The sequence below is a fragment of the Amycolatopsis sp. NPDC102522 genome, assembly GCF_055584485.1.
Genome location: NZ_JBVJLY010000014.1, coordinates 56901 through 83105, shown reverse-complemented (window position 1 = coordinate 83105; position 26205 = coordinate 56901). Strand labels below are relative to the sequence as shown.

Sequence of the window (26205 nt, the reverse complement as noted above, 5' to 3'; positions counted from 1 at the left end):
CGGGATCGACATCATGTTCGGCCGAACGGCCCATACGCGGCCACGGATGCGGCCGAACGGCCGCTTGTACGCACGGTAGCAGGACAAATACTTTCGAAATGTCGTGCAAGTCATACGGCAATTCACCGGTGGCGAAAGGTGGTACGCCATGCAGAGGACGGCTTTCCGGACGGGGATCCTGGCGGCGCTCACGGGGCTGGCGGTGACGGCGCTGACGGCTGTCGTGAGTCCAGCGCAGGCCGCGCCCGCCCACCATCAAGCGGCGGTCGACGCGCAGGCCGTGGCGGCCTACTGGACACCCGAACGGATGAGGTCGGCGGTGCCGATCGACCAGTTGGTCGACGCGCCCGCCTTCACGCCGAAGGATGTCGCGAAGGGCAAGAGCGCCATCATCCAGAGCATCCCCAACGGCGGAGGCGCGTGGACGGGCGCGGGCAAGGTCGTGCAGACCGCCGGCCGCGTGTTCTTCACCATGGGCGGGCGGAACGCGTCGTGCTCCGGTGACGCGGTCACCAGCACGAACGGCAGCGTCGTGATCACCGCCGGGCACTGCGTGAAGTACCAGGGGGCCTGGCACACGAACTGGACCTTCGCTCCCGGCTACAACAACGGCAACACGCCCTACGGCACCTGGGCCGCGAAGAGCACGCTGACCACTCCGCAGTGGGAAGCGAGCGAAGACATGAACTACGACGTCGGCGCGGCGGTGGTCAACCCGCTCAACGGGCAGAAGCTGACCGACGTCGTCGGCGCGCAGGGCATCGCGTTCAACCAGGCGCGCAACCAGTCGATGTACACGTTCGGGTATCCGGCGGCGGCGCCGTACGACGGCACGAAGCTGGTCTACTGCAGCGGGAGCACGTTCACCGACTTCCTGCTCACCAAGGACCACGGGATGAACTGCAACATGACCGGTGGTTCGAGCGGCGGCCCGTGGTTCCTCAACTTCAGCGAGGCGACCGGCGCGGGCGTCCAGGCCTCGGTGAACAGCTTCGGCTACAACTTCCTGCCGGGTTACATGTTCGGCCCGTACTTCGGCACGGACGCGCAGAACCTCTACAACAAGGCGCAGGCCGCCTGATCAGCCCGTCGCCCGTCCACCTTTTGGGACTTTCGTCCCGGTGGGCGGGCGGCTTTCGGTCGGGCATATCCTGGTGCGCGTGAACTGGACAGTGGACGTTCCCGTCGACACGCTCCCCGAACTGCCTCCTCTGCCTCCCGAGCTGCGTGACAGGCTCGACGACGCGCTTTCCCGGCCCGCCGCGCAGCAGCCCGAGTGGCCGGACCCCGAGCTGACGAAACGTGTCCGCGGAGTGCTGGAGAGCGTGCCGCCGATCACCGTCCCCGCCGAGATCGACAGGCTCTCCGACAGGCTCGCCATGGTCGCCCGCGGCGAGGCGTTCCTGCTGCAGGGCGGTGACTGCGCGGAGACGTTCGAGTCGAACACCGAGCCGCACATCCGCGCCAACCTGCGCACCCTGCTGCAGATGGCCGTCGTCCTCACCTACGGCGCGAGCCTGCCGGTGGTGAAGGTGGGCCGGATCGCGGGCCAGTACGCGAAGCCGCGTTCGGCGGGCACCGACGCGCTCGGCCTGCCGGTGTACCGCGGCGACATCATCAACTCGCTCGTCGCCAAGCCCGAACTGCGCGTGCCCGACCCCGGCCGGATGATCCGCGCCTACGCCAACGCGGGCGCCGCGATGAACCTCGTCCGCGCGCTCACCGGCGCCGGCATGGCGGATCTGCACCAGGTGCACGACTGGAACAAGGACTTCGTGAAGTCCTCGCCCGCCAGCGAGCGCTACGAGGCGCTGGCCGCCGAGATCGACCGCGGCCTGCGGTTCATGTCGGCCTGCGGCGTCACCGACACCTCGCTCCAGTCCACCGAGATCTTCGCCAGCCACGAGGCGCTGCTCCTGGACTACGAGCGGTCCATGCTGCGGATGGACCGCGCGGACGCGGCGAACCCCAAGCTGTACAACCTGTCTTCGCACTTCCTGTGGGTGGGCGAGCGGACCCGGCAGCTCGACGGCGCGCACATCGCCTTCGCCGAACTGCTGGCCAACCCGATCGGCCTCAAGATCGGCCCGACGACCACGCCCGAGCAGGCCGTCGAGTACGTCCGGCGGCTCGACCCGCGCAACGAGCCCGGCCGCCTGACGCTGATCGCCCGGATGGGCAACGGCAAGGTCCGCGAGGTGCTGCCCGCGATCGTCGAGAAGGTCGAGGCGTCCGGGCACAAGGTCATCTGGCAGTGCGACCCGATGCACGGCAACACCCACGAGTCTTCGACCGGGTACAAGACCCGGCACTTCGACCGGATCGTGGATGAGGTGCAGGGCTTCTTCGAGGTGCACCGCAAACTCGGCACCTACCCGGGCGGCATCCACGTCGAGCTCACCGGCGAGGACGTCACCGAATGCCTCGGCGGCGCGCAGGAGATCTCGGATCTGGACCTCGCCGGCCGGTACGAGACCGCTTGCGACCCGCGCCTGAACACGCAGCAGTCACTGGAGCTGGCGTTCCTGGTCGCGGAGATGCTGCGCGGCTGACGCCTCCTGGTTTCTCAAGTGCTGTGAAGGGGCCTTTCATTGCGAAATTTGCGATGAAAGGCCCTTTCACAACACTGCCGACCCACCGGACCGCGCCGGGCCAAGTCGGGCCGCGCCGGGCAGGGTGGTCGTGAGTGGCAATTCGTGTTCTATTGAGGGGTAAGCAAAGGTGTCGGGTCGACGAGGGCGCGTGTTGTCACTCAGGGTGAGGAGTGTGTGGAAATAGGGACGCTCAACGTCCCTATTTCCACACACCCTCCCTGTCCGACTGTCGTGACCGGTCCGGTCACGACAGGACTGTGTGGATTTCTGGTCATCCAACGCACCAAAATCCACACAGTCGACGCCACAGGCCCGGTGTCGCGCAGAGTCACCGACACCGTCCACAAACACGCCAGGTTTGCCTTACCCCTCAATAAGCCGACTTGCCACTCACGACCACCCCGACCGACACCTCACCCGCCGCATCGGTCACATCAACCACAAGAACACCCGACACTTCACCCCGATCCGCATCCGCGGCGGCCAGTAAGCCAGCGGCCGCGAGGTGAAGGGGTCTTTCCCCGCATGCGATGCGAGGAAAGACCCCTTCACCTCACTTTGATCCGCCACATGTGCCTTCGCGCGCCTACGATCGCCGAGGCCCAGCCCCAAGGTGTCGCGAAAGCCACTTTCGGGACACCGGACGTCCCGAAAGTGGCTTTCGCGACGCATCACGTCAGCGCCACTCCGGCCCTCAAGTGACATGAAAGGCCCGTTCATTGCAAATTTTGCAATGAACGGGCCTTTCATGTCACTCGCTAAACAGTGTCCAGAAGGCGCGAAGCCGACTTGAGCACGCCGTCCCGCAGCGAGCCCACGTCCGAAACCGCCGCCCCGTTCGCCTGCAGTCCGATGTGGACCGAGTCACGGTAGGTCGCCACCGCGATCCCGATCGCCTGCCGCGGCGCCAGCGGCACGAACGGGTACACGCTCTCGATCTTCGTCCCGTCGAGGGTGAGCCGGTTGGGCGGCACCGGCACCGTGGTCACCACGAGGTCGAACAGCAGCGGCGCGGCCAGCCCGGCGGCCTTGCTGCCGAGCCGGTGCAGCATCGGCGGCACCCGGTTGGCGAGCAGCGGGAACGCGCCTGCCCCACGCGCCGGGCCCGCGGCCTTGTTCCGGCTCATCTCGCGCTGGACGGCCTTCAGCCGGTCCACCGGATCGTCGAGGCCGACAGGCAGGTCGCAGAGATAGCCGGACAGCTTGTTGCCGCCCAGTTGCTCGGCGGACCGCCCGCGGACGCTGACCGGGATGAGCGCCCGCAGCGTCCGGTCGTCGGCGCGCTGGCCGCGGTTGATCATCCATTCGCGCAGGGCCCCGGAGAGGATCGCCAGCACGACGTCGTTGGCGGTCCCGCCGTGGGACCGGCGGATCCGCCGGATCTCGCCGGTGTCCAGCCGGACGAGACCGAGCCGTCGTTCGGTCGACGGCGGCGCGCTGATCGGGGACAGCGGCGAACGGGTCGCGCGGACGACGGAAGAGGCGATCCCGGCCGTTTCCCCGGCCTGGGCCAGGGTGGTGCCGAGGGCGTCCTTGACCGCGTCCACAGGGGAGCGTGGGGCGGGCGGGACGGCGCCGCTGTGCGTGCGCTTCGCCACTCGCGGTAGCCCGTCGAGCAGGCCGACGGCGACGGCGTACGCACCCGCTCCGTCGGTCAGCGCGTGGTGCAATTTCAGCAGCAACGCGAACTCGCCGTCCGGCAGGCCGGTGACGAGATGCAAGTCCCACAAGGGTTTCCCGGTGTCGAGCGGCCGTCCCATCCAGCGCGACGCGTAGGCGGAGAGCGGGTCCGGTTCGTACAGGGAGCTCAGGTGGTGATGTGAAATATGTTCACTGGCAACGAAATCCGGGTCCTCGGCCCAGATGGCGGCGCCGGGCGGGAACAGCGCGGTGCGAGGGCGCTGGCGCAGCTTCGGGAGCAGCGCGGCCCGCTCGGCGAGCAGCGCTGTCAGCTTGCGCGCGTGCACCTGCCCGTGCGGGCGGAAGGTGACCACCGCGCCCATGTGCATGGGCGTCGTTTCGCTTTCCATGCAAAGGAAAGCGACATCGAGTGCGCTCAGCTGCAGGCCTGACATCATCTGCCTTTCCTTGACGCTCCGGCTAGGGGCACAACTGCACCAGCCTGACATGACGGGCGGGTGGTCGTCATGTTTCCTGGGCGCTAACTACCGTTGGTTTCACTCGAACGATGGGATCACGTTCGGACATGGACCACGGCTCTGCGGCAGATGGTGGACAGGGCGTCGCGGGGTAACTCGTTGGCGGATCATCGGAGGAAACCGGCAGACTGCACGACCATGACCGACGAACCGAAGCGTCCCGAACCGCCGCTCACCGGCGACGAGCGCACCCAGCTGAACGGCTTTCTCGACTTCCTTCGCGCCACGGTGGTGTGGAAGTGCTCCGGCCTCACCGACGAGCAGGCCCGGCGGGCGCTCGTGCCCAGCGAACTGACCACCGTCGCCGGTCTGCTCGGGCATCTGACCCTGGTCGAGCAGTACTGGTTCAACGTGGTGCTCAACGGGCAGGAGGACCTCTGGAAGGAGGCTCTCGAAACCGACCCCGACGCCGAGTTCCGGGTCGCCATGCAGACCCCGCTCGATCAGCTGATCGCCGCCTACGAGGCCGAATGCGAGCGGAGCCGCAAGATCGTCGCGGGGATGGACCTGGACGACAAGGTCCCCTTCCGCGGGGATCGCGAGGTCAACGTCCGGTTCGTGGTCGCGCACATGGTCGAGGAGACCGGCAGGCACGCCGGCCACCTCGACCTGTTGCGCGAAATGATCGACGGTCTCACCGGGGAGTGAGCTTGCGGTGTCTCCCTGAGCGCGCTGTCGGATTTCCGTAGCCGGGCCGCGGTACGGGTGGTCACTCACTCAGCCCGACCTCAGGAGACACGTCAGCGGCGAGGGGGTAGCGGGAAGAACCCGCTGGTCCGCTCGACGTACGTCGCGTATCCCGGCCTTGAACGCTGTAAACCCTTCTCCAGCAAAGGTTTTCCGGTGCCCTTGGCCAGCGTGTACGTCATCGCGATCGGCGACAGGATCGTCGCCGCTCCCACCCAGCTCGAACACGCCAGCAGGTACAGGCCCCACCAGACGCACGCGTCCCCGAAGTAGTTGGGATGCCGGGTGTAGCGCCACAGCCCGCTGTCGAGGACCTTCCCCTTGTTGTGCGGATCGGCCTTGAAGCGGCGCAACTGGTCGTCGCCGACAGTCTCGAACCCGAAGCCGACCAGCCACACCGCGACACCGAGCCACGCCGTCACCCCGAAGGAGTCGCCGTACATCGCGAACTGGACCGGCAGCGAGACGAACCAGAGCACCACCGCCTGGACCAGGTACACGCGGACGAACAGCTTGAGCGCCGGATTCGGGCCGGCGCTCTCGGCCATCCGCACGTAGCGCGGGTCTTCGGGCAGTTTGTGGTTGCGCAGGTGGAGGTGGACGCCGAGACGCACCCCCCAGACCGCGGTCAGCAGCGCGGTGGCCACGCGCAAGGCCACCGACCCGTCCCCGAGCGGGGCCGCGACCAGCGCGACGAGCGCGAAGCCCGGCCCCCAGAGCGTGTCGACGGTGTCGTACCGCTTGCGCCACAGCGCGATGCCGAAGGTGACGACGAAGGCCACGAGAGTCGTGCCCGCCGTGACCGCGAGGGTCCCCCCGAGGGACATCAGGACCACTCCCGGGTGGCGGGCAGCGCGCTCAAGCCCTGATCCGACGCACGGACCGCGAGGATCTGGTCCACGCCCATCCGGTTCTCCTCGAACGCGAGCGCGCCGCCGACGAGGTAGAGCCGCCAGACCCGCGCGCCGGACTCACCGATCAGCGCCACGACATCGTCCCAGTTGCTCTCGAGCGTTTTCTCCCATGCCCGGACCGTACGCACATAATGCTCGCGCAGCGCGTGGACGTCGCGGATCTCGAAGCCGGCGGTCTCCAGATGCCCGAGCGTGCGGCTCAACGGCCGCATCGTCATGTCGGGGGCGATGTAGCGCTCGATGAACGCGCCGCCGCCCGGCGCCACCGCGCCGCGCGACATCTGCTGCAGGACCAGCCGTCCGGTGGGCTTGAGCATCCGGTACAGCGTCCGCGTGTACTCGGGGTAGTTCTCCTCGCCGACGTGCTCGCCCATCTCGATGGTGGCAACGGCGTCGAACGGCTCGTCGGTCAGCTCCCGATAGTCCTGACGACGGACCTCGACGCGATCCTCCAGGTCGTGCTGGGCGAGGCGGCTCCGGATGTGCTGGAGCTGTTCCGCCGAAAGCGTGATGCCGACCGCGGTCACGCCGTGGTGTTTCGCCGCGTGCACCAGCAGCGAGCCCCAGCCGCAGCCGACGTCGAGCAGCCGCATCCCCGGCCGCAGGCCGAGCTTGCGGCAGATCAGTTCGAGCTTGTCCCACTGCGCTTGTTCGAGGTCGTAGCCGTCCTCCTCGGACGTCCAGTACGCCGACGAGTAGGCCATCGATTCGTCCATCAGCAGCTGGTAGAAGGCGTTGCTGAGGTCGTAGTGGTGCGCGATCGCCGACCTGTCGCGGAGCAGGGTGTGCAGCTTCCCGGACAGCCGGGCCTCCTCGGCGGGCGGCTTGGGCGGCGGCCCGACGACGCCGAGACCCACCGCGAGCCGGAGCGCTTCGGCCCACTCGCGCGGGCCGAGCTTCGCCCCGCGCACGGCACCCGAGCGGGTCAGCGCCCAGATGCGGCGGAATCCGTCGGCGAGGTCGCCCTCGACGTCGAGATCCCCGGAGACATAGGCCCTGGCCAGGCCCAGTTCCCCGGGAGCGTAGAGGAGACGGCGCAGCGCGCGCCGGTTGCGGAGGACCACGGTCGGGGCATCCGGTGGACCGGCGCGTTCGCCGTCCCAGGTACGGAGACCGACCGGGAGCGAGCCACCGAGGAGCCGCTCGACGAACGGGGCTAGGCGAGACGCGGGACTGTTCGGCATAGTCGTCATTCGACCCCGGACAGGAAAAGGATGGGTCGGATGATGCCCCGGTTCACCCGGTCCAATCCGGCCCGGCCCCTGTTCCGAATGCCTTTCGTGCACACCAAGGGTCTACGCATCGGAGTCATCGGCAGCGGCGTGGCCGGCCTCACGGCCGCCTACCTGCTGCAACGCCGCTACGAAGTGCTGCTGTTCGAAGCCGACGACAGGCTGGGCGGGCACGCGCACACCCACGACGTCCCGAGCGCGCACGGCGGCACCGTCGGCGTCGACTCCGGGTTCATCGTGCACAACGAGCGCACCTACCCGAACCTGCTCCGCCTGTTCGCCGAACTGGGCGTCGCCACCCGCGACACCGAGATGTCCATGAGCATCCGCTGCGACGGCTGTGGCCTCCAGTACGCCGGAGCCAAGGGGCTGAAAGGCCTGTTCGCCCAGCCCCGCAACGTCGCCCGCGGGCGCTACCTGCGGATGCTCGCCGACGTCAAGCGCTTCCACCGGCACGCGACGCGCGTACTCGAATCGCCCGAGGCCGGGGACGTCACCCTCGGCGCGTTCCTCGCCATCGGCGGGTACACGAAGTACTTCGTCGACCACTTCATGCTCCCGGTCGTCTCGACGGTCTGGTCGGCCGACCGCGACGACACGCTGAAGTATCCGGCGCGCTACCTGTTCGAGTTCCTGCGCAACCACGGGATGCTGTCGGTCGGCGGGTCCCCGAGCTGGCGCACCGTCGTCGGCGGTTCACGCGAGTACGTCGACCTGGCCGCCAAGCAGCTGACCGCCGTGCACCTGTCGACGCCGGTCCGCTCGGTCAAGCGCACCGGGCGGGGGATCGAAGTCCGCGACGACGCCGACACCCGGCACCGGCTCGACAAGGTCGTCCTGGCCACGCACGCGGACCAGGCGCTGAAGCTGCTCGCGTCGCCGACGGAGGCCGAGCGCGACGTCCTCGGCTCGTTCCGGTACTCCAGCAACGAGGCGTGGCTGCACACCGACACCGGTGTGCTCCCGACGGCGGAATCGGCGCGGGCGGGCTGGAACTACGCCACGCCTGCCTGCGGCGCGAACGCGGGCGCGGTCCAGGTGTCCTACGACATGAACCGCCTGATGCGGCTCGACGAACCGACCGGCTACGTCGTCACGCTCAACCCCGGCACCGCCCCCGAAGACGGTTCGGTGCTGGCCAAGATGACCTACGAACACCCCGTCTACACGCCGGAATCCGTGGCCGCCCAGCGCCGTCTGCCGGAACTCAACGACGGCACGGTCGCCTTCGCCGGCGCGTACCAGGGATGGGGGTTCCACGAGGACGGCTGCGCGTCCGGGGTCCGCGCGGCCGAGAGCTTCGGAGTGCGATGGTGACCGTCATGGCCGTGCTTTACGACTCCACGGTGGCGCATGTCCGGCGCAACGATCCGCCGATCTCGTTCGCCCACCGTGTCTATCTGTGGCTCGTCGATCTCGACAAGCCACCGAAGCTGCCGTGGTGGCTGCGCCCCTTCGCCCGCTTCGACCCGCGAGACCACTTCGCGGCCGAGGACACCTCCAGCATCCGGTCCAAATTGGACCGCTGGCTCGCGGCGCGCGACGTCGACCTCCAGGGCGGTCGGGTGTTGATGCTCGCGGGCGCTCGGATGCTCGGGCACAACTTCAACCCGATCACCCTCTACTGGTGCCACCGGCCCGACGGTGAACTCGAATGCGTCGTCGCCGAGGTCCACAACACCTACCGCGGCAGGCACGCGTACCTCCTGCGTCCCGACGCGGACGGGAACGCCTTCGCGGACAAGGAGTTCTACGTCTCGCCGTTCCAGTCGATGGACGGCGAGTACCGGATGAAGGTGCCGCGGCCGGAGTCCCTGCTCTCGGTCAAGATCGCCCTCCGTCAGGGCGGGCAGACGCCGTTGACCGCGTCGCTGCGCGGGGTGCGGCGGCCCGCGACCACCAAGTGGCTGGTGCACATGCTGATCACCCGCCCCCTCATGCCGCACCGGGTCTCCGCGCTGATCCGGCGGCATGGGGTCAAACTGTGGTTGAAGAAGGCGCCGATGACCCCACGGACGCCGCAGACGGCCGGAGGCAGGCTTGATGGATGAATCGGCACGTCCGCGCCGGATGGCGCCCGTTCCCGCGACGGACGGCGAACCGGCGGGGCCGACGTCCGAGGACCTGCTCGTGCGGGTAGCGAAGGGGGACGAGAGGGCCTTCGACGCCTTGTACGACAGGCTCGCCGGCCCGGTCCTCGGCCTGGTGCGGCGGATCCTCCGTGACGTCGCACAGTCCGAAGAGGTCACTCAGGAGGTCATGGTGGAGTTGTGGCGCACGGCCACGCGCTACTCCCCGGAGCGGGGGAGCGCCTTGAACTGGGCCATGACGCTCGCGCACCGCCGTGCCGTCGACCGCGTCCGCTCGGCACGGGCCAGCTCGGATCGTGAGGTCAAAGCGACCTTCGAGGCCGCCCGTGCCCGGCCCTTCGACGAGGTGGCCGAGGCCGTCGCGGCCCGCTGGGAACGTTCGCAGGTGCGCCGCTGCCTGACCAGTCTCACCGAGCTGCAACGGGAATCCGTGCTGCTCGCCTACTACCAGGGCTATACCTATCGCGAGGTCGCCGAGGTACTGCAGACCCCGCACGGGACCATCAAGACCCGTCTCCGGGACGGCCTGATCAGGCTCCGGGACTGTTTGGGGGTGACGGCATGACCATGCCCGAAATGCACACGCTCACCGGGGCCTACGCCGTCAACGCGCTGTCCGAAGTGGAGCGTGCCCAGTTCCAGCGGCACCTCGGGGAGTGCGCTTCGTGCGCTCAAGAGGTCCTCGAACTGCAGATGACCGCGACCCGGCTCGGCGCCGCGCTGGCCGAAGACCCGCCGCCCGGACTCAAGCGCCGGGTGCTCGCGGAGGCGATGGCGACCAGGCAACAGCCGCCGAAGACACGCTTCGAAACCGGAGAACGCGTCAAGGACCGCCGTCGCGCCCCGCGCTGGGCGATCGCCGCGGCCGCGGCGGCCGTCGTCGGCCTGGCGGGCACCGCCGTGTTCGGCGGCATCGCCTACGACAACCACACCCAGCTGACCGCCGCGCGGGAACGGGCCGCGCAGTACGCGGACCGGTACGCCCCGGTCGCCGACGTCCTTTCGGCCACCGATCTCCGGACCGGGCACGCCGAGACCTCCGCCGGGGGCGGCGGGACCGTGATGATGTCGCGCGCGAAGGACCGGCTCGTCTTCATGGCGGCACAGCTACCGAAGAACGATCCGGGCCGGACGTACCAGGCGTGGCTGATGTACCCGGGCACCTCGCCCAAGCCCGCCGGGCTCATTTCCGGTGGTCAGGACGGTGCACTGCTGGTCGCCGACGGTCTCGGCGGGGCCGAGAAGTTCGCGCTGAGCGTCGAACAGGCGGGCGGTTCGGCGACCGGATCGCCGTCGAACGACGTCGTCATGGTCATGTCGATGCCCACCTGATCTTCGCTTGTACCAGGCCGCCGTTCGCCGCTGCGACCGGGTCTCGCTCTTGCGCCCGCGAACATGTTGTGGCAAAACACCTTTGCGACACACGGCGTGGCTACTGGATTCGAGCCTGCCTGGTGCATACCGTCCTGCTTCAACGTCGGCAGTTGACATAACTCTCAATCTGAGGTTCAGCTCGAGGGTTCGATCCAGGTTCAGCGACCGGCGGGCAGCACGGGCACACACGATCAGGAAGGCGGCCCCGATGACGCCCCCGCACAACTACCTTGCGGTGATCAAGGTCGTCGGTATCGGCGGCGGCGGAGTGAACGCCGTCAACCGCATGATCGAGGTCGGCCTCAAGGGCGTCGAGTTCATCGCGGTGAACACCGACGCTCAGGCACTGCTCATGTCCGACGCCGACGTCAAGCTCGACATCGGCAGGGAACTGACCCGCGGCCTCGGTGCCGGCGCCGCCCCCGAAGTGGGGCAGAAGGCCGCTGAGGACCACCGCGAAGAGATCGAAGAGGTCATCAAGGGCGCCGACATGGTGTTCGTGACCGCGGGTGAGGGCGGTGGCACCGGCACCGGTGGCGCGCCGGTCGTCGCCCAGATCGCCCGCAAACTCGGCGCGCTGACCATCGGCGTCGTAACCCGCCCCTTCACCTTCGAGGGCAAGCGCCGCAGCAAGCAGGCCGAAGACGGCATCCAGCAGCTGCGCAACGAATGCGACACCCTCATCGTCATCCCGAACGACCGGCTGCTGCAGCTGGGTGACATCGGCGTTTCGCTGATGGACGCCTTCCGCTCCGCGGACGAGGTCCTGCTTTCGGGTGTCCAGGGCATCACCGATCTGATCACCACGCCGGGTCTGATCAACCTGGACTTCGCCGACGTCAAGAGCGTCATGTCCGGCGCGGGTTCCGCGCTGATGGGCATCGGCTCGGCGCGCGGCGAGGGCCGGGCGATCCAGGCGGCGGAGAAGGCGATCAACTCGCCGCTGCTGGAAGCGTCGATGGACGGGGCGCACGGCGCGCTGCTGTCGATCGCGGGCGGGTCGGACCTCGGCCTGTTCGAGATCAACGAGGCCGCGTCGCTGGTGCAGGAATCCGCGCACCCCGACGCCAACATCATCTTCGGGACGATCATCGACGACTCGCTCGGCGACGAGGTCCGGGTCACCGTGATCGCGGCCGGTTTCGACGCCGGCACGCCGACCCACAAGAAGCTCGACCCGTCGACGTTCGGCTCCCGGGCGAACTCGACCGCGTCCGCGCAGGCGGGCCAGGTCAACGGTGGCGGGGCGACGCCGGTGCAGAGCCCGCCTTCGGGTGCCACGCCGGTGCCGTCGACCGGTTCCAACGGCTACCCGGTCGCGCCGCCGCGCACCCACTCGCCGATGCCCGCCCGTAACGAAGGCAACGGCTCGCTGTCCGGCGGGCTCCCGCAGTCCGGCGTCGGCTCGCGCGGCTACTCGCCGATCGGGTCGAACTCGACCCACGGCAGCCTGCCCGGCCGCGCCACCCCGGTACACGACGACCCTTCGGACGACGAAGTCGACGTGCCGCCCTTCATGCGGCGCTAGTTTTATCGCGCTACCGCCATCACGCTGCCAGGGCGCTCTTTCAGAGGGAAGGTACATTTCCTCGAAGGGGCGCCCTGCCATCGTGATGGCGGGGCCTGTCGGCCAAAAGGCGCGACTTCAAAAGATCAAAAGACCTTGGTCGCCTCAGCCGTGGTCACCTCGGCCGGGTCGCCTTGGCGTGGGAGGCTTGTTTTGCGGGTACGGCGGGTTGTCACGACCAGGGCCGGCGGGGCTTCCCGGCCGCCTTTCGACACCTTCAACCTCGGTGATCACGTCGGTGACGACGCGGGCGACGTCTACGCCAACCGCAAGCGCCTCGCCACCGAACTCGGCCTCGCCGAGGACAGGCTGGCCTGGATGGAACAGGTCCACGGCCGCACCGCCACCGTCGTCGACGGCTCGGAAACCTCCGCCGCCGAAGCGACCGACGCGCTCGTGACGGCTCAGTCCGGTCTCGCGCTCGTGGTGCTCGTCGCCGACTGCGTGCCCCTGATGCTGGCCGACGCCGAAGCCGGTGTCGTCGCCGCCGTCCACGCGGGCCGCGTCGGCGCCAGGGTCGGCGTCGTCCCCGCCGCGATCGAGGCGATGCGTTCGCTCGGTGCCGAACCGGGCCGGACCGAAGCGCTGCTCGGTCCCGCGATCTGCGGCGACTGCTACGAAGTCCCCGCAGACATGGCCGCCGACGTCGAAAAGCACGTCCCCGGCAGTGCCTGCAAAACCCGCAAGGGAACGCCGGGGCTCGACCTGCGCGCTGGCCTCTGGCGGCAACTGGCCGACCTCGGTGTCGGCAAGATCGGCCTCGATCCGCGCTGTACCAACGAAGACAAGACCCTGTTCAGCTTCCGCCGCGACGGCACCACCGGCCGGATCGCGGGGATCACGTGGCTGGACGCGTCGTGAGTGACGCTCGTAAGGGGGAGCTCGCCGCTTCCCTCGCCGAAGTCGAAGAGCGGATAGCGGCCGCGTGCAAGGCCGCGGGCCGGGAACGCGACGAAGTGAAATTGCTCGCGGTCACCAAGACCTTCCCGGCGCTCGACGCCGCGCTGCTCGCCGACCTCGGCGCGCTCGACCTCGCCGAGAACCGTGATCAGGAGGCGGGGGCGAAGGCCGAAGAGGTCGCCGGTCTGCGCCCGGACGCCCGCGTCCGCTGGCACATGGTCGGCAGTCTGCAGCGGAACAAGGCCAAATCGGTCGTGCGCTGGGCCGACGAGGTCCAGTCCGTCGACTCCGAGCGCCTGGCCGACGCACTGGGAAAGGCGACCAGGTCGGCGCTCGATTCCGGGCAACGCGATCACCCGTTGGACGTCCTCATTCAAGTAAGTCTCGATGACGATCCGAAGCGCGGGGGCACTCGGGTGAGCGAACTGGACCAGTTGGCGGAGCGGATAGCCCATGTGGGTGATATCCGTCTCCAAGGGCTTATGGCGGTCGCTCCGCTGGGTACAGACCCCTCAGAGGCGTTCGAGAAGCTCGCTCGTGCGTCGGAGCGTCTACGGGAGGACCACCCAAATGCCCGTGAGATCTCCGCCGGAATGAGCAATGATCTCGAACAGGCGATAGCGCACGGCTCGACCTGTGTGCGTGTCGGAACCGCGTTGCTCGGTGGACGCGGTTTAGCCTCGCCCTAGGGAATACCGTCTCGTCGTTACGGGGAGTGGCGGCGAGGGCGGGGGAGTACGGTGCGGGACGCGGCTAAGGCTAGGGAGAGGCATGAGCGCGCTGCAGAAGCTGAAGGCCTACTTCGGGATGGTGCCCGCGGACGAAGACGGCTATGACGTCGAAGAGGACTACCGGCGAGGCTACGCCCCAAAAGAGTATGCCGACGACGAGTACGACTACGACGACGAGCCACCGGCCCGGTCACGAGGTGGACGTTACCGGGACGTCGATGACACTTATGACGAGCCCGCGTCCCGGCCTCGGTCACGCTCCGTGGCCAGTCCGGAGCCGGCGGTCCACGGGGCGCTGGCGATCGATCGCCAGCCGGAGCCGGTCGCGCGGCTGCGTCCGGTCACCGAGCCGGTCCGTGCCGCGGTGCGTGATCCGTTGAGCCGGATCACCACGTTGCACCCGACGAGCTACGGCGAGGCGCGGGCGATCGGGGAGCACTACCGGGAAGGCATCCCGGTGATCATGAACCTCACGGAGATGGAGAACGCGGACGCGAAGCGTCTCGTCGACTTCGCCGCGGGGCTCGCTTTCGCTTTGCGCGGGTCGATGGACAAGGTCACCAACAAGGTGTTCCTTCTCTCACCGCCCGATGTGGACGTCACCGCGGAGGACCGTCGGCGGATTGCCGAAGGCGGATTATTCCTGCGCGGCTGATCACCCGGTGACCGCTGAGCGCAGCCGGATGTGATTTTGTCGACTCATCGGCATCTCGTGCCCGTCAACTGCGTCTTTTGACGCGAGGCATGGCAGAGTGGTTACGTGAATGCTGTGTTGCTGGTCGTCTGGTACGTGCTGTTCGCCTTCTGGCTCCTGCTGACGGCACGGATCGTCGTCGAACTCGTGCGTGCTTTCGCTCGCGAGTGGCGTCCTGCCGGAGGGGTTGCGGTAACGCTGGAGACCATCTACACAGTGACCGACCCACCGGTTCGTCTGTTCAGACGAATCATCCCGACCGTACGAATCGGCGGCGTCGGACTGGACTTATCGATTATGGTGCTGCTGTTGGTTGTGTTCTTTGCGATGCAGCTGGCAACGCCAGGGTGATTTTCGGGGAAGCCCGGGTGGACCTGCAGGCCATGGAGTGCGTGAGGTGATCTGATGTCGTTGACCCCCGCTGACGTGCACAACGTCGCGTTCAGCAAGCCGCCCATAGGCAAAAGGGGCTACAACGAGGACGAGGTGGACGCGTTCCTCGACCTGGTGGAGACCGAGCTTGCCCGGTTGATCGAGGACAACAACGAGCTGCGGCAGCAGGTCGAACAGCTCGACAACGAGCTCGAGACCACCCGTGGTGAGCTCGAGAACGCCAAGGCGGGAGCAGTCGGCCCGCCGCCACAGGTGCGCGACGAGCCGTCGCGTCGCCTGGCGCCGGTGCCACCACCGCAGTCGGCGATGGAGCAGACCCAGGCCCACTCGATGGTGCCGGACAACGGGGAGCCCAACGTCCAGGCCGCGAAGGTGCTCGGACTGGCGCAGGAAATGGCCGACCGGCTCACCGCCGAGGCCAAGACCGAGTCGGACGGCATGCTCGCCGAAGCCCGGACCAAGTCCGAGCAGCTGCTTTCGGACGCACGGTCGAAGTCGGACTCGATGGTGAACGAGGCGCGTACTCGCGCCGAGACCATGCTGAACGACGCCAGGACCCGTGCCGAGACCTTGGAGCGCCAGGCGCGCGACAAGGCGACGACCATGGAGCGCGAGGCTCAGCGCAAGTACACCGAAACCATGAACAGCATGAACGCGGAGAAGGGCTCGCTGGGCAAGAAGATCGAAGAGCTGCGCACGATCGAGCGGGAATACCGCACGAGGCTGCGCGGATTCCTCGAATCCCAGCTGCGTGAGCTCGACGACCGTGGTTCGGCCGCTCCCGCGTCGGCGTCCTCGACGAACTCGGGGCAGTCGGCGGCGTCTTCGGGCGGCGGACAGGGCTACTCGTTCGGCCCCCGGGCCGAAGCGGGCTGATTTTAACCCGGCCCGAATTTCTACGCTGGTGAAATTTCTACCGTGCTTGAAATTTCTACTCAGTGGAACGGCCTCGGCACTCTCCGGAGGGTCGGGGCCGTTTCGCTTGCGGCTCGTGTTGTAATTCACCGTGCTCTACATCGTCCTGGTACTGGTACTGGCGGCTCTGGGGCTGCTCGTCGCGGCGCTCATCACCGCGAACTCCCTGTGGGCTTGGATCTCCATCGGTCTCTCCATCGTCGCCGGGTTGCTGCTCGTCTTCGACTGGCTGCGCCGCCGGAAGAAGCGCGCGGCCGAGGCCGGCGCCGAGTCTGAGCCCGAGCCCGAGTCTGACTCCGAGGAGGCCGACGCCGAAGACTCGGAAGAGGTCAAAGATTCGACTCCGGCCGAAAAGAGTGACGCGGATGACGAGAAAAAACCCGAGGGCGCCGAGCAGACCGTCTTGATGCCCGCCGCCGGTGAACTGGGCGACACGGACGAGTCTCCCGAGCCTCAGCGCAACGGCGATCCCGGCGAGGAGAAGAGCGATCCCGCGGATGTGGCGATCGTCTCCGAACTCGAGACCGAGGTCGTCGTCGTCGACGAGTACCCGCGTTATCACGTGACTTCGTGCGCGTGGCTCGAAAGCCGGGACACGATCCCGCTCGGTATCGGTGAGGCGCGGCAGCTCGGGTTCACCCCGTGCGCGCTGTGCACACCCGACGCGGATATCGCCGGGCAGCACCGCGACAAGACCAAAACAGACAGCTAGACGTCCCTGAGCGTCTGGGCCGCTTCGCCGACCGCGACCACGTCGGCGGCGATAGTGTCGAGCACCAGGCGCTGTTCTTCGTCGGCGTCTCGCGGCACCGGAATCTCCGCCGCCTCTTCGGTTCCGAGCGTCCGCGCCGCCTCGTCGACGGCGTCCGCCGCGTCGGCCGATCCGGACAGCAGCAAGAGCGACGACGCCGTGACGGATAGGCCGCGCAGAGCCTCGGCGGCGCTTTCCAGCGCGTCCTGGTGACCGGGTGCGGGTTCCTTGGTGCCCGGCTCCACGGCGACCAGACCGTGTTGCGCGACAGCGGCGGTACGGAACTCGCGGCCGAGCGTCCGCGGGTCGACATCCTCGCCGCGCAGTTTCCGCCCCACAGAGCCGAGCAGCGCGCGGGTGGCGCCGACGGCGCTCTCGAACCGTTCCACCGGACCGGGTTTCGCGACGCCGGGGATCGCGGCGAAACCGAACAGCAGGGCGATGGCGCCCGCGAGGACCATCAGGAGCAGGTACTCGACGAGCACATAGCGTGGGTCGAGATGTCTGGTGGTCGCGTTCATGCCGACCGACATCAGGACCATGCAGCCGTTGAACACCGCCGGCTGTGTCTGCATGAACGAGAACCCGCCGAGCAGCGCCACGAGCCCGATCGGCAGCAGAAACCCTTGCGGCAGAAGCCAAAGGACGAGGGTGAGCACGACGGCGCCGCCGAGTGAGCCGCCGATCCGCTGCCAGGCCTTGCTGAGACTGTCGCGCCATTCCGGTTGCATGATCGCGAACGTGCCGAGCAGGAAGGACACGGTGAGCGGGTCGCCGGGCCGGAAACTCGCGACCACGAGCGCCAGCGCCACCCCGAGCCCGCAGCGGAGCGCGTGCCGGAACTGCGGTGACTGCCAGGAAAACGCGCCGCTCAGCTCGATCCGGCGTAGTTCCTTCCGGAGTCCTTTCGGAACGTCCACACGCGACTCGTCGCGTTCGGTCGCCGCGGTCCGGACGGTTTCGAGGGAGTCCCAAAGCGCGGTGACGAGCCTTGCCGTGGCGCCGGGAAGTTCGGCGGGTTCCTTGCGTCGCACCGGCTCGACGTCGTCCGGCGCTACCGGGTTCCGGACGGCATCGGCGAGCCTGACGGCTTCTTCCTTGGCCGCGTCGAGCGTTTCGCCGATTCCTTCGTGGTTCAGCCGTTTCCGGCGGATTTCGAGCAGTCCCGTGGCCGCCCGGTACCGGAGCGTTCCGCCGAGAACCCTGGCAGTCCAGCGACGGGGCCGGTCCGCGAGCCACAGTTTCGCCGCGCGCTCCTGCGTTTCGGAGGTGCTCGACGCGAGCGCGTCGGCCAGCGCGTCACGGGTCGGTTTGGCCGGGTCCTTCGCGCCCATCACCACACGCAGCAGGAGCACGACGCCCACCGCGAGCGCGGGCGCGCCCAGGATCTGCCCCGCCGAAGCCGTCCCCGTCAGCTGGAAGCCGTAGCCGAACAGCGACGCCATCCCGAGTCCCAGCCCGACAGTGACGAACCGCGCCCCCAACGCGGGCAGCAGCCCGGCGACGACCACGATCACCACCAGCAGCCCGATCGCCGCCCACTGCGACACCGCCCCCAGCAGCCGCGGCACGCCGACCGCGAGGATCAACGCGGGAGCGAACCACGCCAGCAGCCGCAGATCCGCCCAAAGCGGCCCGCCGACCGCCGCCATGAGGCAGAAGAGCGCGGTGAGGGCCGCCAGGACGGCCGCGTTGCCCAGTCCCGCCAGGAATCCGAGCCCGCTGACACCGCCGAGGACCACCAGCAGGACGAGGAGGAGTCCGGGCCCTTTCATCGGGCCCCGTAGATCGACATACCCGTCAACCTAGAGGCGTCGGCGGGGACGGCAACTCGGACCCGGGCGGTGGTCCGCCGGGATCTCGTAGATGATCTCCAGCCCGTCCTCGTCGTCCCACTGTTCGCCGACCTTGACGAAGCCGTACTGCGATGCCAGCCGGTAAGAGGCAGTATTGCCGAGGCCGATCGTGACCCGGACGGTGTGCACCTGAGGCTCCCTGACAGCCCGCGCCAGCAACAACTCCAGTGCCGCCCTCGCGTAACCGCGTCGGCGGTGCAACGGGTCGACGGCATAGCCGATCTCCACCATCCCCGCCATGTCGGGAGGGCCGTGGTAGCCGGCTGTTCCGACGGCCGACTGTTGCTGCTGATCCCAGATGATGCCGGTGACCCAGGCCGCACAGCCAGGATCCGCCGCGACCTGCCTGCTGCGCCTCTGCCACAGCCCACGCCGGTTCGGCCCGGCCAGGTAGGTCGTCAGCGGTACCGGGCTGGTCGCGGTCGCTCCGGCCAGATCGCCGCGAGCGAGCGAGTCGAACGTGGGTCCAGTCAGCTGCACGATACGAACATCCGGCTTCGGCCTGTTCGATGTCGCTGCGTGATGATCGTCCGGCACGGAGACAAACCTGTCACGGATCCGAGCACGACGCACCCGAATCGCGATCGTGGACGGCAAGGTGCTGACCTGCCGCCGTTCCGCGGCGCTCATCCCCGTGAAGGGGGCGAATTCAGTCCGACCGTCTTCGGCGGCCTCGTCGATCGTCGAGATCGCCGAGCGCCTGCGAGAGCTTTCCGTGGGTGTACAGCATCTCGCCCTGCACCTCATGGTTCCCGCCGACAGCGTCGCACTCGCCGCTCAGGTCGAGCGCGGCCTTCGAGTCCCCGGTGAAGGCCAAGATCCACACCGCCATCAGCCGGACGCGGGCGGCGTTCACGTAGTCGAACTCCGACTGGAAGCGGTCGACGGCCTCGCGGACGAACGTCAAGCCAGGCAAGGGATCCTGCGCCAAGCTCAGTGTGGCCAGACGGTCGATGCATGCTTGTGGTTCAGAGACACCAGTGGAGGTGATCCGCGAGAGCACGGCCTGTCGGCGTACTTCGTCGCCCAGCGAGCCGAACAGGTCCGCCGCCCTGGCGAGGTCGCCGGAACCGGCGAGGCGGCGGGCGAGCAGAACGCCTTCGGGGTTCGGCAGGAGTTCGTCGAACCGGTCCCACATCGCGGTCGCGAACTTCGGATCGTCCGCGTTGCGTTCGGCCCGGGACGCCAGCTCCTCCACGGTCTCCGGGACGGAGCTCCCGTTGCGGGCGTCGAACCGCGCGGCGATTTCCAGCGCGCGGGAAGCGTGGTCCGAAGCGGGGCCTGGCGGCAGCCTGATCGCGGCACCCGCCCGCCGCCTCCGGGTTTCCACCCCACCCCGGACAACCCGGTTGCCCTCGCGCGCTACCCTTGAACCAACTGGCACCGATCCGGCTATCACCGGGGAGCCTCCGGAAGAACAGGGCTCACACCCTCAGTAGAACCGGACGGGTACGGCCCGTCACAGCCGTCGAATGAGCGGCCCAGCCGGAACACCACCGGCCGGGCAAGCGGGGTGGTACCGCGGAACGCGCCGGAAACGGCCGTCTCGTCCCCGTGTGGGTGAAAGCCCGTACGAGAGAGACGAACCGCGAGGAGCACTGAAGATGTATCCCAAGGCACAGGTGGACGGCGAGACCGGGGTCCCGTCCCAGCCTTCGTTCCCCGAGTCGGAAAAGCGCGTCCTCGCGTACTGGGAATCCGATCGGACCTTCCAGGCCTCCATCGACGCCCGCGACCCCGGCGTCAACGGCTCGAACGAGTACGTCTTCTACGACGGCCCGCCGTTCGCCAACGGTCTCCCGCACTACGGTCACCTGCTCACCGGGTACGTGAAGGACCTGGTGCCGCGTTACCAGACCATGAAGGGCAAGCGCGTCGAGCGCCGCTTCGGCTGGGACACGCACGGCCTGCCCGCCGAGCTCGAGGCGATGCGCCAGCTCGGGATCACCGAGAAGTCCGAGATCGACGCGATGGGCATCGACGTCTTCAACGACGCCTGCCGCGAATCCGTGCTGCGCTACACCGGCGAGTGGCAGGAATACGTCACCCGCCAGGCTCGCTGGGTCGACTTCGACAACGACTACAAGACGCTCGACCTGTCCTACATGGAGTCGGTCATCTGGGCCTTCAAACAGCTGTGGGACAAGGGCCTGGTCTACGAGGGCTACCGCGTCCTGCCCTACTGCTGGCGCGATGAGACCCCGCTGTCCAACCACGAGCTGCGCATGGACGACGAGGTCTACGCCAGCCGCCAGGACCCGGCCGTCACGGTCGGTTTCCGCATGGAGGGCAACGACAACGAGCTCGACGGCACCTACCTGCTGATCTGGACCACGACCCCGTGGACGCTGCCGTCCAACCTCGCGACCGCGGTGCACCCCGACGTGCGCTACGTCGTGGTGGAATCCGAGGAGCAGGAAGGCAAGCGGTTCCTGCTCGCCGAAGCGCGTGTCGCCTCGTACGCTCGCGAGCTCGGTGAGGAGCCGACGGTCGTCGGGCACTACACCGGTACCGAACTGCTCGGAACCCGTTACGCCCCACCGTTCCCGTACTTCGCCGGGCACGAGAACGCGCACCGCGTGCTGTCCGCGGACTACGTCACCACCGAGGACGGCACCGGTGTCGTCCACATCGCGCCCGCCTACGGTGAAGAGGACAAGGCCGTCACCGACGCGGTCGGCATCGTCCCGGTCACCCCCGTCGACGCGCAGGGCAAGTTCGACGCCACCGTCTCGGACTACGCGGGCCAGCAGGTGTTCGACGCCAACCCGAACATCATCAAGGATCTCAAGAACGGCACCGGATCGGCCGGCCGTCAGGGCGCGGTGCTGCTGCGCCACGAGACCTACGAGCACCCGTACCCGCACTGCTGGCGCTGCCGGAACCCGCTGATCTACCGCGCCGTCTCGTCGTGGTTCGTCGCGGTGACCGAGTTCAAGGACCGGATGATCGAGCTGAACCAGCAGATCACCTGGTACCCGGAGAACGTCAAGGACGGCCAGTTCGGCAAGTGGCTGGAGAACGCCCGCGACTGGTCGATCTCCCGAAACCGGTACTGGGGCACACCGATCCCGGTGTGGCAGTCGGACGACCCGGCGTACCCGCGCACGGACGTCTACGGCTCGCTCGAAGAGATCGAGCGCGACTTCGGTGTCCGGCTGGACAACCTGCACCGGCCCTTCATCGACGAGCTGACCCGGCCCAACCCGGACGACCCGACCGGGAAGTCCACCATGCGCCGGATCGAGGACGTGTTCGACGTCTGGTTCGACTCGGGGTCGATGCCGTACGCCCAGGTGCACTACCCGTTCGAGAACACCGAATGGTTCGAGCACCACTATCCGGGCGACTTCATCGTCGAGTACATCGGGCAGACCCGCGGCTGGTTCTACCTGCTGCACGTGCTGGCGACCGCGCTGTTCGACAGGCCGGCGTTCCGCACCTGCATCTCGCACGGGATCGTGCTCGGCTCGGACGGCCAGAAGATGTCCAAGTCGCTGCGCAACTACCCGGACGTCAACGAGGTCTTCGACCGCGACGGCTCCGACGCGATGCGCTGGTACCTGATGGCGAGCCCGATCCTGCGCGGCGGGAACCTGGTCGTCACCGACAAGGGCATCCGCGACGCCGTCCGCCAGGCCGTGCTGCCGCTGTGGAACTCGTACTACTTCCTCGCGCTCTACGCGAACGCCGAGGGTGTGGAAGGCCAGTGGCGCACGGACTCGAAGCACGTCCTCGACCGGTACGTGCTGGCGAAGACGCACGAACTGGTGACCGACGTCGAGCACGCTCTCGACACCTACGACGTCGCCGGTGCGTGCTCGACCGTCCGTGACTTCCTCGAGGTGCTCACGAACTGGTACGTGCGCCGGTCGCGCGACCGGTTCTGGGCGGGCGAGCAGGACGCGATCGACACCCTGCACACCGTGCTGGAGGTGACGTCGCGGGTGGTGGCGCCGCTGCTGCCGCTGACCACCGAGGTCGTCTGGCGCGGGCTGACCGGTGGCCGTTCGGTGCACCTGGCCGACTGGCCGAACTCGCTGGACCTGCCCGCCGACGCGGCGCTGGTGACGGCGATGGACCGGGTGCGCCAGGTGGCGTCTTCGGCGCTTTCGCTGCGGAAGTCGAACAAGCTGCGGGTGCGGCTGCCGCTGGCCAAGCTGGTCGTCGCCGCGCACGAGGCCGACTCGCTGCGCGAGTTCACCGACATCCTGCGCGACGAGGTCAACGTCAAGTCCGTCGAGCTGACCACGGACGTCGCCGCCCACGGCGGTTTCGAGGTCGCGGTGAACGCCCGCGCCGCCGGACCGCGGCTGGGCAAGGACGTCCAGACGGTGATCAAGGCCGTCAAGGCGGGCGAGTGGACGACGTCGGAGAGCGGCGCCGTCGTGGCCGCCGGGATCGAGCTCGTCGAAGGCGAGTACGACCGGCGTTTGGTCGCCAAGGGCGGCGGCGCGGCCGCGGAACTGCCCGGCGGGGCCGGGCTGGTGCTGCTCGACACCGAGGTGACCGACGAGCTGGCGGCCGAAGGTCTGGCCCGTGACCTGGTCCGGGTCGTGCAGCAGGCCCGCCGTGACGCCGGACTCGACGTCGCCGACCGGATCGCGCTGACGGTAGACGCGCCGGAAGACGTGGTCACCGCCGCGAAGACGCACGAGGGGTTCATCGCTTCGGAGACGCTGGCGACTTCGGTGGCTTACGGCGACGTCGCCGACGGCTCGGCCGGGACGGTCGGGGAGGGCACCAAGGTGACCGTGGCGGTCGCCAAGGCCTGACCCTCGCACACATGAGATGAATGGGACTTTCATTGCAAAATTTGCAATGAAAGTCCCATTCATCTCATCCGGGAGGTCCCGATCAGCGGGATCACGAAACGGATTCGGAACCGTCGCTTTCTCGCCGCCTACCAGCCTTGCGCGCGAGAAATCGGCAGGCTGACGCCCGGGGGCACGCGCGAGGGGCGCGTGCCGTACTGGGGGAGAGCGAGTCCATGAGTCCTGCCCGGAAAAGAGGGATCCTGATCGGCGCCGCGCTGGCGGTCGTCGCCGTCGTGGTGGCCGCGGTGGTGCTGCTGGTCAGGGAAGACCAGGCGCCCGCCGCTTCCGGCGGCCCGGGGGAGTCCACCGAGAGCGCGCGAGACAGTCCCACCCAGGTCGCGGCCCGGTTCCTGCGGCAGTTCGACACCGGCGACCTGACCGGCGCGCCGGTCGACGACCCGGCGGCGGCCACGGCCGCGTTGTCCGTGACGCGCGGCGCGCTCGGTGCGGCGCCGGTCAAGACGACCCTGGGTGAAGTCCCGACCACGGCGGGGGACGCGACCACGACGTCGGCCACCTTCCACGCCGCGTGGAGCTTCCCGGGCAACAGCGTCTGGCGGTACGAAGGCAAGCTGGAGCTGGTCCGCAATGCCGGGAAATGGGTGGTCCGCTGGGCGATGTCGGTGATCCACCCGAAGCTCGAAGCCGGTCAGCAGCTCTCCGTCGCGCGCGCTTCCGCCAAGCCGGTCGTGGCGGACAGGGACGGCAAAGCCCTGGTCGGTGGTGACGCGGCCGGCGTCGCGCCGATCCTGCAGGGAGCGCTGGCCAAGGTCGCGTCCGAGCAGAACGGCGGCACCGGGACTCCCGCCACCGTCGCCGTGTCGCGGCTCGACGCCTCCGGCAAACCGGTCGAAACCCTCTTCGGACAGGCTGTCGAGACCGACAAACCGCTGGTCTCGACGTTGAGCGTGGCCTCCCAGACCGCCGCGCAGAAAGCCGTCGATGGCTTCAAGGGGCCCGCGATCATCGTCGCGATGAAGACTTCGGGCGAACTCCTGGCGGTCGCGCAGAACGGCGCGGCCGGAAACCAGCCGACGGCGCTCAACGGCCTCTATTCGCCGGGTTCGGCCTTCAAGATCGCCACGGCGACCGCGGCGTTGCAGAAGGGCGGGGTCTCCGCCGACACGCCGGTGGCCTGTCCGGGCAGTGAGCAGATCGGGACCCGCACGCTCAAGAACGAGAACGGGTTCGACCTGGGGACCGTTTCGCTGAAGACCGCGTTCGCCGCGTCGTGCAACACGACCTTCGGGCGGCTCGCCGGGGGACTGCCCGCGGACGGCCTCGCGAAGGCCGCGACCCAGCTCGGCCTCAACGCCGACTTCGAGATCCCGGGGCTGGCCACCGAGACCGGGAAGGTAGAGCCGTCGAGCAGCGGTGACGAGCAGGTCGAGGCCGGGATCGGACAGGGAAAGGTGCAGGTCAGTCCGTTGGGTGCGGCGCTCATGGCGGCCACGGTCGCAACCGGGAAGCCGGTGGTGCCGAAGCTGTGGCAGGGGCTGGAGACCAAGGTCAACGCCGGTTACCAGGCCCCGCCCGCCGGGGTGCTGAACCAGGTCCGCGCGATGATGCGCGAGGTCTGCACGACAGGGACCGCGAAGGCGTTGAAGAGCAGCGGCGCCGTTTTCGGCAAGACAGGGACGGCGCAGTTCGGCTCGGGCGCCGACGCCAACGGCTGGTTCGTCGGCTATCGCGGGGACGTGGCTTTCGCGGTCATGCTCGCGGGTTCCAACGACTCCAAACCCGCGGTCGGGCTGGCGGCGAAGTTCCTGGCCGGTTGACGTTTCGGCCTTCGCCGAACCGTGGGTCTTCTACGGTGAACGCATGGAAACGATCGCCTTGGCCGAGGTCGCGGCCGTGTTGGCTGATCCGAGCCGCGCGTCGATGTGCCTCGCGCTGCTCGACGGACGTGCCTGGACGGTGACCGAGCTGGCCGGAGCGGCCGAGGTCGCGGCGTCGACGGCGAGCGAACACGTGACGAAGCTGACCGACGCCGGCTTCGTCGTCCGGGTCAAGCAGGGGCGGCACAGCTATGTCCGGATCGCCGACCCCCGGGTGGCGGAGCTGATCGAGCATCTGGCGCAGCACGCCGAACACCGTCCGGTGAAGGGGTTGCGCTCGTCGGTGCGGGTGAAACGGCTCGAATTCGCCCGGACCTGCTACGACCACCTCGCCGGGACGGTCGGCGTCGCGCTGCGGGACGGGATGCTCGCCACCGGGCTGATCGACGAGGCCGACGGCCTGACGCTGACCGGTCGCGGCCGCGAGGTGCTCGGCACGCTCGGGGTGGAGATCGCGGACAGCCGTCGTCCGATGCTGCGTGACTGTCTGGATTGGACAGTGCGCCGTGATCATTTGGCGGGACGTGTCCCCGCGGCGTTACTGTCTCACGGAGTGAGTGCCGGCTGGTTGTCCCGTGAGGGCAACCGCGCGGTGAAAGTCCTGCCCGCTGCGGAAAAGCCGTTCGCGGACCTCGGTGTCGACCTGGTTGCCCTGCGCAGTCCGTAAAGGACAGTCTGTAACACAGGCTTACC

General features: G+C 68.4%; 23 protein-coding genes. 17 read left to right on the top strand and 6 right to left on the bottom strand.

Annotated elements, in window-relative coordinates:
• Positions 1–148 precede the first annotated feature (148 nt).
• Positions 149–1081, top strand: a complete 933-nt coding sequence (locus ACZ6YV_RS28610) for a trypsin-like serine peptidase (protein WP_465512547.1) — start codon at positions 149–151, stop codon at positions 1079–1081.
• A 79-nt stretch (positions 1082–1160) separates the two neighbouring features.
• A complete protein-coding gene (locus tag ACZ6YV_RS28605; RefSeq protein WP_465512546.1) occupies positions 1161–2552 on the top strand; it encodes a class II 3-deoxy-7-phosphoheptulonate synthase in 1392 nt (463 codons plus the stop codon).
• Between the two features lie 800 nt (positions 2553–3352).
• Here the strand turns inward: ACZ6YV_RS28605 and ACZ6YV_RS28600 are convergent.
• Positions 3353–4672, bottom strand: coding sequence for a wax ester/triacylglycerol synthase family O-acyltransferase (locus ACZ6YV_RS28600; RefSeq protein WP_465512545.1), 1320 nt, complete (start codon positions 4670–4672; stop codon positions 3353–3355).
• Between the two features lie 219 nt (positions 4673–4891).
• On the opposite strand from ACZ6YV_RS28600, the gene ACZ6YV_RS28595 reads away from it, so the two are divergent.
• Entirely contained in the window at positions 4892–5401 is a 510-nt protein-coding gene (locus tag ACZ6YV_RS28595; RefSeq protein WP_465512544.1) for a DinB family protein, read from the top strand.
• A 92-nt stretch (positions 5402–5493) separates the two neighbouring features.
• Here ACZ6YV_RS28595 and ACZ6YV_RS28590 read toward each other — a convergent pair whose 3' ends face one another.
• A complete protein-coding gene (locus ACZ6YV_RS28590) occupies positions 5494–6267 on the bottom strand; it encodes a DUF1295 domain-containing protein (protein ID WP_465512543.1) in 774 nt (257 codons plus the stop codon).
• Entirely contained in the window at positions 6267–7538 is a 1272-nt protein-coding gene (locus tag ACZ6YV_RS28585) for a class I SAM-dependent methyltransferase (protein ID WP_465512542.1), read from the bottom strand. The genes ACZ6YV_RS28590 and ACZ6YV_RS28585 overlap by 1 nt, the downstream gene beginning before the upstream one ends.
• Before the next feature lie 87 nt (positions 7539–7625).
• Between ACZ6YV_RS28585 and ACZ6YV_RS28580 the strand changes: the two genes are divergently transcribed.
• The 11 genes from ACZ6YV_RS28580 (at position 7626) to ACZ6YV_RS28530 (ending at position 16962) form a co-directional block, all read left to right on the top strand.
• Entirely contained in the window at positions 7626–8903 is a 1278-nt protein-coding gene (locus ACZ6YV_RS28580; protein WP_465512652.1) for an NAD(P)/FAD-dependent oxidoreductase, read from the top strand.
• Positions 8897–9637, top strand: coding sequence for a DUF1365 domain-containing protein (locus tag ACZ6YV_RS28575; RefSeq protein WP_465512541.1), 741 nt, complete (start codon positions 8897–8899; stop codon positions 9635–9637). The genes ACZ6YV_RS28580 and ACZ6YV_RS28575 overlap by 7 nt, the downstream gene beginning before the upstream one ends.
• The gene (gene sigK / locus ACZ6YV_RS28570) at positions 9630–10241 is read left to right on the top strand and encodes an ECF RNA polymerase sigma factor SigK (RefSeq protein WP_465512540.1); all 612 of its coding nucleotides are present in this window, start codon (positions 9630–9632) and stop codon (positions 10239–10241) included. Before ACZ6YV_RS28575 ends, sigK begins: the two co-directional genes overlap by 8 nt.
• Complete coding sequence (locus ACZ6YV_RS28565) at positions 10238–11008, top strand: anti-sigma factor (protein WP_465512539.1); 771 nt, start codon at positions 10238–10240, stop codon at positions 11006–11008. Before sigK ends, ACZ6YV_RS28565 begins: the two co-directional genes overlap by 4 nt.
• Positions 11009–11258: 250 nt before the next feature.
• Positions 11259–12578 (top strand): cell division protein FtsZ, encoded by a 1320-nt coding sequence (gene ftsZ / locus ACZ6YV_RS28560; RefSeq protein ID WP_465512538.1) that lies wholly within the window; start codon positions 11259–11261, stop codon positions 12576–12578.
• A gap of 192 nt (positions 12579–12770) precedes the next feature.
• Positions 12771–13478, top strand: coding sequence for a peptidoglycan editing factor PgeF (gene pgeF / locus ACZ6YV_RS28555; protein WP_465512537.1), 708 nt, complete (start codon positions 12771–12773; stop codon positions 13476–13478).
• On the top strand, positions 13475–14206 hold the full coding sequence (locus ACZ6YV_RS28550) for a YggS family pyridoxal phosphate-dependent enzyme (protein WP_465512536.1): 732 nt from the start codon (positions 13475–13477) through the stop codon (positions 14204–14206). The genes pgeF and ACZ6YV_RS28550 overlap by 4 nt, the downstream gene beginning before the upstream one ends.
• Positions 14207–14288: 82 nt before the next feature.
• The gene (locus ACZ6YV_RS28545) at positions 14289–14903 is read left to right on the top strand and encodes a cell division protein SepF (RefSeq protein WP_465512535.1); all 615 of its coding nucleotides are present in this window, start codon (positions 14289–14291) and stop codon (positions 14901–14903) included.
• A 114-nt stretch (positions 14904–15017) separates the two neighbouring features.
• Positions 15018–15293, top strand: coding sequence for a YggT family protein (locus tag ACZ6YV_RS28540; protein WP_005155180.1), 276 nt, complete (start codon positions 15018–15020; stop codon positions 15291–15293).
• A 54-nt stretch (positions 15294–15347) separates the two neighbouring features.
• A complete protein-coding gene (wag31, locus tag ACZ6YV_RS28535) occupies positions 15348–16211 on the top strand; it encodes a DivIVA-like cell division protein Wag31 (RefSeq protein WP_465512534.1) in 864 nt (287 codons plus the stop codon).
• 130 nt (positions 16212–16341) lie between these two features.
• Positions 16342–16962, top strand: coding sequence for a hypothetical protein (locus tag ACZ6YV_RS28530; RefSeq protein ID WP_465512533.1), 621 nt, complete (start codon positions 16342–16344; stop codon positions 16960–16962).
• Here ACZ6YV_RS28530 and ACZ6YV_RS28525 read toward each other — a convergent pair.
• The 3 genes from ACZ6YV_RS28525 to ACZ6YV_RS28515 all read right to left on the bottom strand — a co-directional run bounded on the left by ACZ6YV_RS28525 (position 16959) and on the right by ACZ6YV_RS28515 (position 20187).
• Positions 16959–18776, bottom strand: a complete 1818-nt coding sequence (locus ACZ6YV_RS28525; protein ID WP_465512532.1) for an FUSC family protein — start codon at positions 18774–18776, stop codon at positions 16959–16961. The genes ACZ6YV_RS28530 and ACZ6YV_RS28525 overlap by 4 nt on opposite strands.
• 30 nt (positions 18777–18806) lie before the next feature.
• Entirely contained in the window at positions 18807–19337 is a 531-nt protein-coding gene (locus ACZ6YV_RS28520; protein ID WP_465512531.1) for a GNAT family N-acetyltransferase, read from the bottom strand.
• Positions 19338–19506: 169 nt separating this feature from the next.
• A complete protein-coding gene (locus ACZ6YV_RS28515) occupies positions 19507–20187 on the bottom strand; it encodes a hypothetical protein (RefSeq protein WP_465512530.1) in 681 nt (226 codons plus the stop codon).
• Between the two features lie 274 nt (positions 20188–20461).
• On the opposite strand from ACZ6YV_RS28515, the gene ileS reads away from it, so the two are divergent.
• The 3 genes from ileS (at position 20462) to ACZ6YV_RS28500 (ending at position 26179) form a co-directional block, all read left to right on the top strand.
• Complete coding sequence (gene ileS / locus ACZ6YV_RS28510; RefSeq protein WP_465512529.1) at positions 20462–23632, top strand: isoleucine--tRNA ligase; 3171 nt, start codon at positions 20462–20464, stop codon at positions 23630–23632.
• A 215-nt stretch (positions 23633–23847) separates the two neighbouring features.
• On the top strand, positions 23848–25452 hold the full coding sequence (locus tag ACZ6YV_RS28505) for a penicillin-binding transpeptidase domain-containing protein (RefSeq protein WP_465512528.1): 1605 nt from the start codon (positions 23848–23850) through the stop codon (positions 25450–25452).
• A 43-nt stretch (positions 25453–25495) separates the two neighbouring features.
• Positions 25496–26179, top strand: a complete 684-nt coding sequence (locus tag ACZ6YV_RS28500; protein WP_465512527.1) for an ArsR/SmtB family transcription factor — start codon at positions 25496–25498, stop codon at positions 26177–26179.
• Positions 26180–26205 lie beyond the last annotated feature (26 nt).